Origin of the sequence: Flavobacterium sp. CBA20B-1 (genome assembly GCF_028473145.1) — a bacterium.
Taxonomy (GTDB): Bacteria; Bacteroidota; Bacteroidia; order Flavobacteriales; family Flavobacteriaceae; genus Flavobacterium.
Map to the genome: position 1 here is coordinate 1,202,198 of NZ_CP092370.1, position 15,091 is coordinate 1,217,288.

The window sequence follows — 15,091 nt, forward strand, 5'->3', positions numbered from 1 at the left end:
AGATAATGCATCGCAAAAAATTAAAATACCTTTTTCCATTATTAGTAAGTTTTGCTGTTGCAAATGCGCAAGAGCAAACAGTAAACAACACCACAAACACCAATGATGCTGCAAAAGAAACAGTAAACCCCAACTCTGAAACAAACCCAGATGCTCCTAAAAGATATCGTTTAGGAACCATTAAGGTTACTGGTAACTATCATTTTAACGAGCTTACCATTTTTACCTATGCTGGTTTAGAAAAAGGTCAGTTAATCACCCTTCCTGGTGAAGAAATTTCGGATGCCATTAAAAAATTATGGAAAACCGGTTATTTTAGTGACATCAATGTGTATGAATCTTCGATTGAGGGCGATGTGTTGAATTTAGAAATTTACTTAAACGAATTACCTCGTTTAAAAGATGTTCAAATAACAGGTATCAAAAAATCTAAAAAAGAAGAAATTCTAAAAGATTTACAATTAGCGATACCTGCAACATCAACCACTGCAGGGAAAGAAGACAAAAAAATAAAAATCGTTGAAGGAAAAATCATCAACGACAACCTTATATCGACCACAAAAAACTATCTTACCAATAAATACCGCAAAGATGGTTTTTACAACACAAAAGTTACCGTTAGCAGACGATTACATAGCGATAAAAAAACGGCAGATTTATTGATTGATATCAACAAAGGCAGCAAAGTGCGTATTTCAGATATCGATTTTAATGGAAATAACCAGCTTAGTGATGCAAAATTGCGCAAAGCAATGAAAAAAACCAAGCAAAGAAGTCCGTTAAACCCACTGCGAATCTTTAAACCTTCTAAGTTTATTGAAAACGAATATAAAAACGATTTAGCAAACATTATCAATGCTTACAAAGAAAAAGGCTACCGAGACGCGCGAGTTATTTCTGAAAAAGCAACGTATGATGCAAAGAAAAACACAGTTGCTATCGATATTGATTTAGAAGAAGGAAAAAAATATTACATTGGCGACATTCGTTTTATTGGAAACAGTGAATATACAAGTCAAGGTTTGCGTAACTTATTAGGTATGCAAAAAGGAGAAGTTTACAACGGTGTTTTGTTGGAAAAACGCGTAAAAGATCCTACAAACCCTGACGCGATGAATATAGAAAACGTGTATCAAAACGCAGGATATTTATGGTCGCAAGTAAACTTAATCGAAACCGCTACCAACAACGATACCATTGATTTTGATGTGCGTATTTTTGAAGGTCCGGTGGCACATTTTAACAACGTTACCGTTTCGGGCAACGACAAAACCCACGATTACATTATTCTTCGTGAATTGCGTACTTTACCCGGACAAAAATGGTCTAAAGCCGATTTAATCGAAACAATACGCCGCTTAGGTAGTATGGGTATTTTTGATGCATCGGCACTAAACCCCGATATAAAAAATGCCGATCCTGAAACCGCAACCGTAGATGTGGATTATCCTGTAGTGGAAAACGGTCAATCGCAAGTAGAAGTTCAAGGTGGTTACGGTGGTGGAACCTTTATTGGTACATTGGCTTTATCATTCAATAACTTTTCTGCTCGAAATCTTTTCAATAAAGAAGCCTATAAACCATTCCCAATGGGTGATGCACAAAAAATGTCGTTGCGCTTGCAAGCAGCCACCTATTTTCAAACCTACAGTTTAAGTTTTTCTGAGCCGTGGTTTGGTGGTCGCCGCCCTATTTCATTGTTTGGATCGATCTCTTATACCAGCCAAAAGTCTTTTAACTTCAGAACACGAGATATAGACAGAAGTCAAGGTTTGAACATTACAACTGCTACTTTGGGTATGGCAAAACGCTTATTGGTACCAGATGATGCCTTTACATTGTCTCACTCATTAAGTTTTCAATACTATGAGTTGAACAACTATTTTTCAAACTTTTTTGCTTTTAAAAATGGTTCATCACGCAATTTAGCTTACACCATTGAACTTTCACGTGACAACCGCGGAGGTATCATGCCAGCAATTTATCCACAATCGGGTGCTTTCTTAAGTGTTTCGGGTAAATTTACCGCACCATATTCTTTATTCAACAATGTAGATTACAAGAATTTAGAAAATATGGAAGAATATAAATACAAAACCACAAGCGTGCAAACAAATCCTGTAACCGGAGCAGATATTCCAGTGGGTACTTATCTAGATAAAAACGGAATGCCTGTAACAGATTACCGCGATGCCCGTGTAGATCAAGATAAAATAAACCAAAAGAAATTTAATTGGTTAGAATACTATAAAATCAACTTTAAAGCCGATTGGTACACCACATTGTTTGATAAATTGGTGTTGCGTTCACAAGGACAATTTGGTTTCTTGGGTGCATACAACAACGACCGTGGTATTATCCCGTTTGAGCGTTTTTATCTAGGAGGAAGCGGAATGATGATGAATGCAATGGACGGAAGAGAAAATGTGGCCCTTCGTGGATATACCGATAACTCACTGAGCCCAAGCAGATACGACGATGAATTGGGGTATGAAAGAGAAGTTGGTGGTACTGTGTACAATAAATTCTCCTTAGAATTACGTTATCCTATATCATTAAAAGGACAAATGAGTGCGTATGTTTTAACTTTCTTTGATGCAGGAGCAGCTTATGAAGGTTTTGCAAACTACAATCCATTCAAATTGCAACGCTCAGCAGGTGCTGGTGTTCGTGTACACATGCCAATGTTTGGTTTGTTAGGTATTGACTTTGGTTATGGATTCGATAAAATTCCGGGTCGTAACGAAAAAGGTGGCTGGCAAACGCACTTTATATTGGGCCAGCAATTTTAATGGCACACATTTTGAATAAATATATTATATGAAAAAATTAGTTTCTATTTTACTTGTTTGCTTGTGCAGTTTTGGATATGCTCAAAAAGGTCGAATTGCTTATATCGATTCAGACTTTATTATGAGTAAAATGCCCGAATACGAGGAAGCAAATAAAGAATTAAAGAAACGTACTGCTGAATGGGAAGCAGTTATTGAACGTAAAAAAAAGGAAATAAAAGATTTAAAAGATCAATTAAACGTGGAACGCCCTTTGCTCACCCAGCAATTGATTGATGAAAAAGAAGAAGACATCCAAATTATCGAAAAAGAGCTTTTAGACTTTCAACATGAAAAATTTGGTAAAGACGGCGATTATTTCAAACAAAAATTGAATTTAGCAAAGCCGCTTCAAGATCAAATTTCAACAATTGTTGAAGAAATAGCAAAACGAAAAAGGTATTCTTCAGTGATTGATAAATCGGCAAGTAGTGAAGCTGCTTTGTTATATGTGAATTCTGCTGATGAAATATCCGATCAGGTGATTCGAAAATTAGAAATAACACGAAACAAAAGCAAACTTTCCAAAAAAGAAATTGAACAGTTAGAATTGGCCGAACGCCAAAACGAAATTAAAGAACGCCAGCGCTCCAAACGCGATGAATTGGAAGAACGTCAACGTTTGCTAGAAGAAGAAAAGGAGCAACTTTCGCAGCAAAATGCACAAGCAGCAGAACCAGTTCCAACGGAAACACCTGAAGAGAAAAAACGCCGCGAAATTCAAGAAAGAATAGAAAAAGCTAAAGCAGAACGCGAACGTATCAGAGAAGAAAAAATTAAAGAAATAGAAAAACGCAAAGCGGAAATTCTTAAAAAACAAGAAGAAGCACGTTTGGCAAAAGAAAAAGCGCGCGAAGAAGCATTGAAACGCAGAGAGCAAGCACTCAACCAAACACAGCAAAGCACTTCTACGACTTCAAAACCTGTGTCAGAGCGCGTACAACAAATAAAAGCGCAGCAAGAACAACGCAGAAAAGAAGCGGCTGAGAAAAAAGCAAAAGCTATAGAGGCGCGTAAAAAACTTATTGAAGATCGCAAGAAAAAAGCAGAAGAAGAAAGGCAAAAGCGTTTAAAAGAAATAGAAGAGCGTAAGAAAAATAAATAAAAATTAAAAAAAATAAGTACCTTCGCGAAGGTTTTATAAGTTCAATTAAATTAAAAATCAAAAATGAGAAAATTAAGAAAATTGTTTTTGGCAGCAATAATGGTTGTAGGTTTTAATGTAGCTACACAAGCACAAGAAGTTGCCCACATTAATGTATCAGAGTTAATTCCGTTAATGCCTGAATCTAAAGCAGCAAAAGACGAATTAACAAAGTTGCAAGAAAAATACAAAAAAGAATTGGAAACCATGCAAAAAGACTACCAAACCAAAGGTCAAAAATACCAGGCAGAGGCAGCAACAGCAGGTGACGCATTGAACCAAACCCGTATGAAAGAAATGCAGGAAATGGAAGAACGTATGAGTTTATTCGCACAAAATGCACAACAAGAAATGGGTAAAAAAGAATTGGCTTTATCTGAACCAATTTTAACAAAAGCACAACAAGCGATCCACAAAGTAGCTCGTGCAAAAGGTTACAAATATGTTTTAGATTCTACTATTGGTTCGGGAGTAATCTTAGCAGATGGTCCAGATTTAATGGCAGAAGTTAAAAAAGAATTAAAAATAAATTAATCCCTTTTTTAGAAATAACATGAAAACTACCTAATTTTTTTAGGTAGTTTTTTTTTACTTTTGTTTATATGAATGATACGCGACCTATTGGCTTATTCGATTCGGGAATTGGCGGCACCACTGTTTGGCAAGCCGTACACCATCTACTACCCCATGAAAACACATTGTTTTTAGGCGATAGCATGAATGCACCTTATGGTCAAAAAACAAAACAAGAAATAATAGCACTTTCTAAAAGAAATACTGCTTGGCTTATAGAACAAGGTGCAAAAATAATTATCGTAGCGTGCAACACTGCCACAACAAATGCAATTGCCGAATTGCGAAACACTTTTGAAGTACCAATCATTGGCATAGAACCTGCAATAAAACCAGCAGCAATGCTCACAAAAACTGGCAAAGTGGGTGTGTTGGCAACACAAGGAACGCTGTTAAGTAAAAAATACAGTGAAGCTCAACTTTTATACCCAAACGTTACTTTTATTAATCAAATAGGATATAAAATTGTTCAGATTATTGAAGAAGGAGGTTTGTATTCAACCGAACTAGAGCTACTTTTAAAAGAATATATGCAACCTATGATTGAAGCTAAAATAGATCATTTAGTTTTGGGCTGTACCCACTACCCTTACCTGAAACCCATTTTGAACAAATTGCTTCCTTCCAACATAAAAATTATTGATTCTGGAGAGGCAGTTGCAAAACATACCCGCCGCATATTAGAAGCAAACAATTTACTTAAAACCGATAAAAAAATGGGCAATACAAAATTTTACACAACAAAAAATGTGGCTGTTATGCAAAGTTTTATTCACCCATTTGGTACTGCTGAATTGCTAGTATTCTGATTTATTTCTTAGTTAATTTAATCTCTAGAATTCCGTCTCCATTTACTTTATCAAAAGTAATAATAGATGTTTCAACATCAAAAACACTCAATTTAAGTGCTTCCGATTTTGTCACCTCTTTACCTTCGATCAAAACTTTTTTAATACGTGGATTATTAATACTTTTCTTGAAATCTTGTTCCAGTTTATTAATAAAATCAGCATTTAAAGCTTCCTTATTTTTCATATCTTCCACCTCTTTCAAAGCCTGATTTCTTTTTTCATCGGCTTCTTTTTTAGCTTTGGCTTCTGCTTCTAATCGGGCTTTTTCTTCAGCTTCTCGTTTAGCTTTGGCTTCCGCTTCTAATCGAGCTTTTTCCTCTGCATCTTTCTTTGCTTTAGCTTCCGCCTCTAGTCGAGCCTTTTCTTCTGCTTCTCGTTTAGCTTTGGCTTCGGCTTCTTTTTTAGCTTTGGCTTCTGCTTCTAATCGGGCTTTTTCCTCTGCTTCTCGTTTAGCTTTGGCTTCCGCTTCTAATCGAGCTTTTTCCTCGGCTTCTTTTTTAGCTTTGGCTTCTGCTTCTAATCGGGCTTTTTCTTCGGCTTCTTTTTTAGCTTTGGCTTCTGCCTCTAATCGCGCTTTTTCTTCAGCTTCTCGTTTAGCTTTAGCTTCCGCTTCTAATCGGGCTTTTTCTTCAGCTTCTCGTTTAGCTTTGGCTTCTGCTTCTAATCGAGCTTTTTCCTCTGCATCTTTCTTTGCTTTGGCTTCTGCCTCTAATCGGGCTTTTTCCTCTGCATCTCTTTTTGCTTTGGCTTCTGCTTCTAATCGGGCTTTTTCTTCAGCTTCTTTTTTAGCTTTGGCTTCCGCTTCTAATCGAACCTTTTCCTCTGCTTCTTTTTTAGCTCTAGCTTCTGCCTCTAATCGTGCTTTTTCTTCAGCTTCTCGTTTAGATTTGGCTTCCGCTTCTAATCGAGCTTTTTCCTCTGCTTCTCGTTTAGCTTTGGCTTCGGCTTCTAATCGAGCTTTTTCCTCGGCTTCTTTTTTAGCTTTGGCTTCCGCTTCTAATCGAGCTTTTTCTTCGGCTTCTCGTTTTGCTTTGGCTTCTGCTTCTAATCGCGCTTGTTCATCAGCTTCTTTCTTCGCTTTGGCTTCTGCTTCTAATCGAGCTTTTTCTTCGGCTTCTCGTTTTGCTTTGGCTTCTGCTTCTAATCGCGCTTGTTCATCAGCTTCTTTCTTCGCTTTGGCTTCTGCTTCTAATCGGGCTTGTTCTTCGCTTGCTCTTTTGGCATCTGCTTCCGCTTGCAATCGAGCTTTTTCTTCTGCTTCTCGTTTTGCTTTAGCTTCGGCTTCTAATCGGGCTTGTTCATCGGCTTCTCTTTTTGCTTTTGCTTCTGCTTCTAGTCGAGCTTTTTCTTCGGCATCTTTCTTCGCTTTGGCTTCCGCTTCTAATCGGGCTTGTTCTTGCAATTTGGCTTGTTCTGCATAAAAAGCTACTTTTTCAATAAGGCGGTCATCAATTTTTGCTCCTTCAACAGAAAACGATTTAAAACTATCCACCAACTTGATGATAATGGCTCCATTACTTCCGATTTCGCCAAACACTTCCACCGCATCTTCTGGTTCTAATTCTACAATACTTTCAATGTACTCGGCTTTTATCTTGGCATAATCCACATAGCGAATTTTATAACCATTCACAATAACCAAAGGATTGTTGTAATTGATTTCATTGACATAAGACAACATTGGTTTTGCCTGTATGGCTACCATGGTAAAAGCACAACTAATAGATATAAATATTTTTTTCATTTTAAATTTTAGAAATAATTGAAGCAAATTGCTCCATAGAATACAAACGTTTTTCTACCGAATATATTGGGCACGACATCATAATTTCATCTATTTTATAACGTTCGATGAATTGTTGCAAATTTCGAGCCACAGTTTCTTTATCACCAATAAAACTTCCTGCGGTCATTTGGCTTAACTGCGCTTCTTCAACCACTGACCAATCATTATAAAAATCTAGATTGGGCTGTTTCATTTTAGAGCGCTGGTTGCGAATCAATCCTAAAAACATTTTATAAAAAGTGGAAGCTTGCAATTTCGCTTCTTCGTTTGTTTCACCAATAATTACATTTACACAAGCTATTTTATAAGGTGATGCTATTCCGCTGTTTGGTTGAAATTCATCGGTATAAAACTTAAAAGCCGCTCCCAATTGTTGTGGTGCAAAGTGTGATGCAAAAGCGTAGGGCAAGCCATAAGCAGCAGCCAAAACGGCACTTTCGGTACTGGAACCCAATATATAAACAGGAATATTGGTTCCTTCTGCAACATATGCACGTACTTTAGCTTCGGTGTTTTCGGCAGAAATATATTGCTGGATTGCGGACACATTTTTTGGAAACTCGTGTACATTTTTCATAAAGTTTTCATTCATGTGTTGCGCAGTTAGTCCGTCGGTTCCTGGTGCTCTTCCCAAGCCTAGATCAATTCTGTTGGGATAAATCTGCGCCAAGGTTCCAAATTGTTCGGTAATAGCCAAAGGCGAGTGATTGGGCAACATAACACCACCTGACCCAACCTTGATTTTCTGCGTGTTTGCGGCTACATATCCCATCAAAACCGATGTAGCATTACTAGCCACACCTTCCATATTGTGATGTTCGGCAAGCCAATAACGTGTAAACCCCAACGCATCTGCCTTTTGCGAAGTGGTTTTTAGCTCGTAGAATGCCTGCTGAACCGTTTGATTTTCTTTAACGTAAACTAAATCAAGAAAAGAATAGTTCATATTTTTTTTATAAAAATACTCAATTTATTTAAACTGTAATTTGATTTTATTTTTTAGCTTTAAAAAATCTTTCTACCTTCATTGTATGGATCTATTTTTAATAACATTTGCAGCTTTATTTTCGGTAATTAATCCATTGGGTTCTGTTCCTATTTTTCTTGGATTGACTCAAGATGATTCTAAAGAAATTAAAAACAAAACCGCTTTTTGGGCTTCGGTGAATGTATTCATTATTTTGGTTATTTCGTTTTTTATTGGCAAAATAATTTTAAATTTTTTCGGAATTAGCATCGATGTGCTACGAATAGCTGGTGGTGTGGTTATTTGTTCATCAGGTTTTGGCCTTTTATCTGGCAGTTTTAGTAAACGCAGAGGTGTAAATAAAAAAGTGGCCGATGATGCCCAACAACGAAACGATATTGCTTTAACTCCGCTCGCAATTCCTATGATGGCAGGTCCGGGTTCTATGTCGTTATTAATTGCGATGGAGCAAGACAACCCTGAACTAATGAACAAACTTTTAATTGTTGCTGCTATTTTGGCAGTAGCGATAACTGTATTCTTAATTTTAAGGAGCGCCAATTATATATCTAAACTTTTGGGAGCAGCTGGTATCGTTGCTATTTCAAGAATTATTGGTTTCTTGGTTTTGGCAATTGGTATTCAATACATTATTAATTCGCTGCTTGTTATCTTTAAAATTTAAGAAGGTATATACATAAAAAACGCATTGATTGCTCAATGCGTTTTAATTTATAAACTTTATTTTACTCCTGAGGTAAAAACACTTCCGCCAGCATACAACGGGCACTTCCGCCGCCGCAAGCTTCAATAGTATAAAGCGGTGCGTGGAGAATAGCGCAATGCTTTTCTATGGCTTTAATCTGAGCATCGGTTAAACTTTCGTAAGCCTGTGTGCTCATTACCATATACAGTTGCCCGTCTTTTCCTTCAACCTGCAACATGTTTCCTGCAAAGTGATTTACTTGGTCTTCGGTAATATAAATAATTTCTTTGCCGTCTTCTTTCAGGCTATTCACCACCAATTTGCGCTCTTGTTTATCATCGATACTATCGCCACAAATCACTGCAAAAGTTTCGGCAATACTCATCATAACATTGGTATGGTAAATGGGTAAACGTTTGCCATCAACTGTTTGATATGCTTCAAAAATCACCGGGTGCATATCGTTGTCTTCGCAAAACTCAATAATCAACTCTTCGTCTGCACGAGGCGATAATGCGGCATACACTTTAGCATTTTCCCGATCGATAATCATACTTCCGGTTCCTTCTAAAAAGATATTGTCTTCTTCTGCCGATGTGTAATCGTTTATTTCGTTAATCTTAAAACCTTTCTCTTCCAGAATATCCAAAATATCTTCGCGGCGTTCTAATCTGCGGTTCTCTGCAAACATGGGATACAAAACCACTTCGGCATTGTCGTGAAAAGAAATCCAGTTGTTTGGAAAAATACTATCAGGCGTATCGGTTTCTTTGGTATCATCTACCACCACCACGTTTACACCAACCGAACGTAAACGTTCTACAAATCCATCAAATTCTTCCTGAGCTTTTTGGTTTACATTTGCCGGGGTTAATCCTTCTAATTTCTTTTGATAATAATTATTTACTGCCGTTTGTTCGTTCATACGGAATTGCACCGGACGAATCATTAATACGGTATTTGCTGCTTGTTGACTCATATTTTTTTGTTTAACGTTTAAAGTTAAAGGTTTAAAACGTTACATAACTTTAAACCTTAAACCTTAAACAATTTATTTCTCTCTAATTAACGGTAAAGTTGAACAACGTAAAAGACCTTCTTGTTTAGAAATTTCTGCATACGGAATTTCTTCTACGGTGAATCCGTTTTCGCGTAACCAGTTGTTTAATCGTGTGAAATTGCGTTCGGAAACTACCACATTTTTATCAATTGAAAAAACATTAGAATTCATGTGATACATTTCTTCGCGTTCTATATGAAACAAATTTTCTCTGCCAAAAAGGTTCACTAAATACATATAATCTGCTTCTTCACGGAAACCCGATTTGTAGATAATTCCTTTATTTTCTCCTACTGGCTGAAAACAACAGTCTAAATGCAGTGCGTTATCACGGGGTTCAATTTTAGATTTTACCAAATCAAATTCCTTTACAATTTTGTGTGGAAACAATTCTTTGATATAATTGACACCTGCCATATTGGTACGCGCCGTGATGAAATCTTTATAATCACTTCCTTTATATGTTCCGATGAAAATATGATCGTTATATAGCATTACATCGCCACCTTCGATATGAACTTCTTCTGGCGGACGCACTACTTTTGCAGGATCTATTTGATCGATTACATATTGAATGGCATCTAATTCGCGTTCGCGATCTGGTAGAATATTTGCTTTTATAAAAATATCATCAATCACAAAACCAATATCTCTACTAAATATTTGGTTGTAATTTTCGATAGTTTTCGGGCGGTAAACCGTTACGTTATATTTTTTAAAAACTTCGTTAAAAGCTTCCATTTCTGCAATCATATCTTTTTCCACAGGATATGTACCTGCCTTGATATGTTCTAGAGATTTTGGATCGTAAGCTTCTTCTATACTAGGCGTTGGTCCATTGCTTACTGCCGTTCCAAGAATTACTGCTTTAAGCCTTGAAGTTTCATCGGTTACATGTAATTTCATAAAAAAGTAATTAGGTAATAGGCAAATATAAGAAGTTCTTTGCTGTTATGCTATTAAAAACAGCAAAGCCAAATCGGTTTGATTTGGCTTTTAAAATTTATTGCTTCTTAATCAAGAATTATGAAATTTTTAATTTCTGTAGTTTTACCAAAGCCCACAGGAATTTCATGTGTGTTAAAATCGTAAGTCCTTCCGAAAGAAATAGGAATTGGATATTTTTTGTCATATTTTACGCTATGATAAATCGCATCAATTATTTTGTAAAAAGGATCGAGTGGATCCTTTTTTGATTGCTCTACATCGTAATCATACATACTTTTAATTTGGTCATAAATATCATCAATTGTTAAATTATAACTTCTATCTTCATCATATACAACTTCTCCATTTAAAACTGTTATTTCTTCTTCTATTGGTCCTTCTGACGAACTCATAGATTCAATCGTGAATTTATAATTTTGAACATTCTGTTGCTTCCACATCAACTTTTGTTGATTGTATGTTTCTTGATCAAAGTAAACTTTTATATTATGATCATCTTCGTTTGATGAATTACAGCCTAAAATAGCGAATAAACCTAATAGTATTAAAATTAGTTTTTTCATAATTATATTTATAAAGGTTAATTTTTCACGTTAGAAAAAATATTTTACACCTGTGGTAATTATATTTTCCTAACGTGGTAATTACTATTAGTTAGTATGTTTTTCAAACTTAACTACTTTTTGCATTTCTTTTAGCTTTATACCGGGTGTAAAAACCAGTTTTGTGTTTTTAATACTGGTAGCCGAAACTTCGGTTTCTTTATCCATACCTTCACTGCTAATATTTAATCGCAACGAACCTAAATCGCCCAGCCTTACTATTTGGCTGTTTGATAAATCGTCTGCAATAACATCTACCAAAGCATACAATACTGCACGGATATCTGCACCACTTACTGTACTAATTTTTTCGATACTTTTTGTTAGTTGTTCTAAATTTTTTTCGCCTGTGAAAACAGTACTTGCATAGAATTTCTTAACACCGCCACCAACAACACCTGGCTGACCTTTTGAAATTACTTTGTATTTAACGCCCATATTTAATAATAATTAGATATTTAAAATTTTAAATATAAAACTTATATTTAAATTAACAAATAAAACACGTACAAAAAAAAAACGTATTGATTTCTCAATACGCTTCTTATAATTCTAAAATTAATATTTTATCTATTTGACATTTCTTTGAACGGACGCAATGGCTCGCCAACATAAACCTGACGTGGACGACCGATTGGTTCTTTGTTTTCACGCATTTCTTTCCATTGAGCAACCCATCCTGGTAAACGACCAATTGCAAACATTACGGTGAACATTTCGGTTGGTATTCCTAATGCACGGTAAATGATACCTGAATAGAAATCTACGTTTGGATATAAATTGCGCGATACGAAATACTCGTCTTTCAATGCCATTTCTTCTAAATCTTTAGCGATTTTTAAGATAGGATCGTTTACACCTAATTCTGCCAAAACTTCGTCTGCCGCTTTTTTAATGATACGTGCACGAGGATCGAAATTTTTATACACACGGTGTCCAAAGCCCATTAAACGGAATGGATCGTTTTTATCTTTTGCCTTTGCAAGATATTTATCTGCATCGCCACCATCTTTCTGGATTTCTTCTAACATTTCTAGAACAGCCTGATTAGCACCGCCGTGAAGTGGTCCCCAAAGCGCCGAAACACCAGCAGAAATAGATGCAAACAAACCTGCATGCGAAGAACCTACCATACGCACAGTTGATGTAGAACAGTTTTGCTCGTGGTCTGCGTGTAAAATGAATAATTTATCAATTGCGTTTAAAACTACCGGGTTTACTTTGTAAGGGCCTGTTGGTAATTTAAACATCAATTGTAAAAAGTTATCTACATAAGGCAATGTGTTATCGTAATAGTTTAATGGATAACCATTAATTTTTCTGTATGTCCATGTTGCAACTACTAAGAATTTACCCATTATTTTGCAAACAGCATCATACATTTGCTGATCGTCTTCCACATTTACTACTTTTGGATTAAAAGCAGTTAAAGCACATGTTAAAGATGCCAAGATACCCATTGGATGTGCGTGTTTTGGAAAACCATCGATGATGCCTTTCATTTCCTCGTTTACCAATGTATATTTGCGGATATCGTTTTCAAATTTTTCGATTTGTTGCGCAGTTGGCAACTCGCCAAAAATAACTAAATAAGCTACTTCTAAAAAGTTTGATTTTTCAGCTAAATCTTCAATTGAATATCCTCGGTATCTTAAAATTCCTTCTTCCCCATCTAAAAAAGTAATGGCACTTTTACAAGAACCAGAGTTTTTATAACCCGGATCTAATGTAATTGCACCGGTTAAAGCTCTTAACTTTTCAATATCAATAGCCACCTCGTTTTCTGTACCAACAATTATAGGTAATTCTAACGTTTTGTCATCTATAGATATAGTTGCAGTTTTTGACATATATTTTTTAGTTTATTTTTTATTTTGTTTGAAGCGAATTTAATAAAAATGTTTCACTTAATAAAGTATAAATATATAAATAATTCCTATGATTTATATAAATTATTTATAATAAACACAACAGCCACATCGCTATAAGCCGTTTTATTCACACCATTTTAAGATTAAATTTTAATATTCCTAATTTTTAAGGAATGCTTTGTATTTTTTTGAGATAAAATAGCTAAAAAAACAAAAAAGACGCATAAGCGTCTTTTTTACAAAATATTTAAAAATATTTAAAAATATTAGCTTTTTACCTTAAAAGCTTTGCTTTGCGGATAGTATGCCACGGCGCCCAACTCTTCTTCAATTCGCAGCAATTGGTTGTATTTACTCATACGGTCTGAACGCGAAGCTGAACCAGTTTTTATTTGTCCGCAGTTTAATGCTACAGCCAAATCTGCAATGGTGTTATCTTCTGTTTCGCCCGAACGGTGGCTCATTACTGATGTGTAGCCTGCATTATGTGCCATGTTTACAGCCGCAATGGTTTCGCTCAACGTACCAATTTGATTTACTTTAATCAAAATTGAATTAGCTGTGTTTTCAGTAATTCCACGCTCTAAACGTGCTACATTTGTTACAAATAAATCGTCGCCTACTAACTGCACTTTATCGCCAATTTTTTGTGTAAGTAAGTTCCAACCGCTCCAATCGTCTTCATACATTCCGTCTTCAATTGATATAATAGGATATTTTTCGCATAATTCAGCTAAATAGGCTGCTTGTTCTTCTGATGTACGAACTTTTCCTGCATCACCCTCAAATTTTTTGTAATCGTATGCGCCGTTCACATAAAATTCAGAAGCCGCACAATCTAAAGCAATCATAATGTCTTTTCCAAAAACATAACCTGCTTTTTCAACAGCCAGTTTAATAGAATCCAAAGCATCTTCTGTTCCGCCGGCTAAATTTGGTGCAAAACCACCTTCGTCGCCAACTGCAGTGCTTAAATTTCTATCGTGTAATACTTTTTTCAAATTATGGAAGATTTCAGTTCCCATTTGCATTGCTTCAGTAAAATTAGCAGCAGAAACCGGCATAATCATAAACTCTTGAAATGCGATTGGCGCATCAGAATGCGAACCACCGTTAATAATGTTCATCATTGGAACCGGCAAGGTGTTTGCAGAAACGCCACCAACGTAACGGTATAAAGGCATCCCCAATTCGTTTGCTGCCGCTTTTGCAACCGCCAATGAAACACCTAAAATAGCATTTGCTCCAAGGTTTGATTTATTTGGAGTACCATCTAATTCATTCATTGCCTGATCGATTGCGTTTTGTTCAAAAACACTAAATCCTACAATATTTTCTGCAATTACTTCATTGACATTCTTAACAGCTGTTAAAACGCCTTTTCCCATCCATTCTTTGCCACCATCGCGCAATTCTACGGCTTCGTGTTCACCTGTTGATGCGCCTGAGGGTACCGCTGCGCGACCTAAAACGCCTGTTTCTGTAACCACATCTACTTCTACTGTTGGATTTCCACGAGAATCTAAAATCTGACGTGCATGAATTCTTACAATTGTACTCATATCTTTAATTGTGTTGTTTAATTTGTTGTTGCAAATGTACTTATTTGATTGATAAAAAAAAAGAAGCGATTAAGCTTCTTTTCATAATACATACTGACTTAATAGATAGAACAAAACAATCCAGACTATTAACAAAGATATTCCTGCCAATTTTGTATAAATATTTGGTTTCATTTTTCTTTTATTCAAC

The 15,091-nt window shown here is 35.9% G+C and carries 13 protein-coding genes; 5 read left to right on the forward strand and 8 right to left on the reverse strand.

The window, feature by feature from the left end:
* The first annotated feature begins 5 nt into the window (after positions 1-5).
* The 4 genes from MG290_RS05985 to murI all read left to right on the forward strand — a co-directional run bounded on the left by MG290_RS05985 (position 6) and on the right by murI (position 5,357).
* Positions 6-2,792, forward strand: coding sequence for a BamA/OMP85 family outer membrane protein (locus MG290_RS05985; protein ID WP_264562933.1), 2,787 nt, complete (start codon positions 6-8; stop codon positions 2,790-2,792).
* Between the two features lie 28 nt (positions 2,793-2,820).
* Complete coding sequence (locus MG290_RS05990; RefSeq protein WP_264562934.1) at positions 2,821-3,936, forward strand: OmpH family outer membrane protein; 1,116 nt, start codon at positions 2,821-2,823, stop codon at positions 3,934-3,936.
* 63 nt (positions 3,937-3,999) lie between these two features.
* Complete coding sequence (locus MG290_RS05995) at positions 4,000-4,509, forward strand: OmpH family outer membrane protein (RefSeq protein WP_264562935.1); 510 nt, start codon at positions 4,000-4,002, stop codon at positions 4,507-4,509.
* A gap of 68 nt (positions 4,510-4,577) precedes the next feature.
* Positions 4,578-5,357, forward strand: a complete 780-nt coding sequence (murI, locus tag MG290_RS06000; protein WP_264562936.1) for a glutamate racemase — start codon at positions 4,578-4,580, stop codon at positions 5,355-5,357.
* 1 nt (position 5,358) lies between these two features.
* Here the strand turns inward: murI and MG290_RS06005 are convergent, their stop codons facing one another.
* Together MG290_RS06005 and MG290_RS06010 are read right to left on the reverse strand one after the other, a co-directional pair.
* Positions 5,359-7,143: a hypothetical protein gene (locus tag MG290_RS06005; protein WP_264562937.1), complete on the reverse strand. Its 1,785-nt coding sequence runs from the start codon at positions 7,141-7,143 to the stop codon at positions 5,359-5,361.
* 1 nt (position 7,144) lies between these two features.
* Positions 7,145-8,131, reverse strand: coding sequence for an LLM class flavin-dependent oxidoreductase (locus MG290_RS06010; RefSeq protein ID WP_264562938.1), 987 nt, complete (start codon positions 8,129-8,131; stop codon positions 7,145-7,147).
* A gap of 85 nt (positions 8,132-8,216) precedes the next feature.
* Between MG290_RS06010 and MG290_RS06015 the strand changes: the two genes are divergently transcribed.
* Complete coding sequence (locus MG290_RS06015; protein WP_264562939.1) at positions 8,217-8,837, forward strand: MarC family NAAT transporter; 621 nt, start codon at positions 8,217-8,219, stop codon at positions 8,835-8,837.
* Between the two features lie 61 nt (positions 8,838-8,898).
* Here the strand turns inward: MG290_RS06015 and ctlX are convergent, their stop codons facing one another.
* From ctlX to eno, 6 genes are all read right to left on the reverse strand, one after another.
* Entirely contained in the window at positions 8,899-9,837 is a 939-nt protein-coding gene (ctlX, locus tag MG290_RS06020; protein ID WP_264562940.1) for a citrulline utilization hydrolase CtlX, read from the reverse strand.
* A 72-nt stretch (positions 9,838-9,909) separates the two neighbouring features.
* Positions 9,910-10,824: a dimethylarginine dimethylaminohydrolase family protein gene (locus MG290_RS06025; RefSeq protein ID WP_264562941.1), complete on the reverse strand. Its 915-nt coding sequence runs from the start codon at positions 10,822-10,824 to the stop codon at positions 9,910-9,912.
* Positions 10,825-10,931: 107 nt separating this feature from the next.
* Positions 10,932-11,429 (reverse strand): hypothetical protein, encoded by a 498-nt coding sequence (locus MG290_RS06030; protein ID WP_264562942.1) that lies wholly within the window; start codon positions 11,427-11,429, stop codon positions 10,932-10,934.
* 87 nt (positions 11,430-11,516) lie between these two features.
* Positions 11,517-11,906 (reverse strand): HU family DNA-binding protein, encoded by a 390-nt coding sequence (locus MG290_RS06035; protein WP_264562943.1) that lies wholly within the window; start codon positions 11,904-11,906, stop codon positions 11,517-11,519.
* Between the two features lie 128 nt (positions 11,907-12,034).
* A complete protein-coding gene (locus tag MG290_RS06040) occupies positions 12,035-13,318 on the reverse strand; it encodes a citrate synthase (protein ID WP_264562944.1) in 1,284 nt (427 codons plus the stop codon).
* A 287-nt stretch (positions 13,319-13,605) separates the two neighbouring features.
* Positions 13,606-14,901 (reverse strand): phosphopyruvate hydratase, encoded by a 1,296-nt coding sequence (eno, locus tag MG290_RS06045; protein ID WP_264562945.1) that lies wholly within the window; start codon positions 14,899-14,901, stop codon positions 13,606-13,608.
* Positions 14,902-15,091 lie beyond the last annotated feature (190 nt).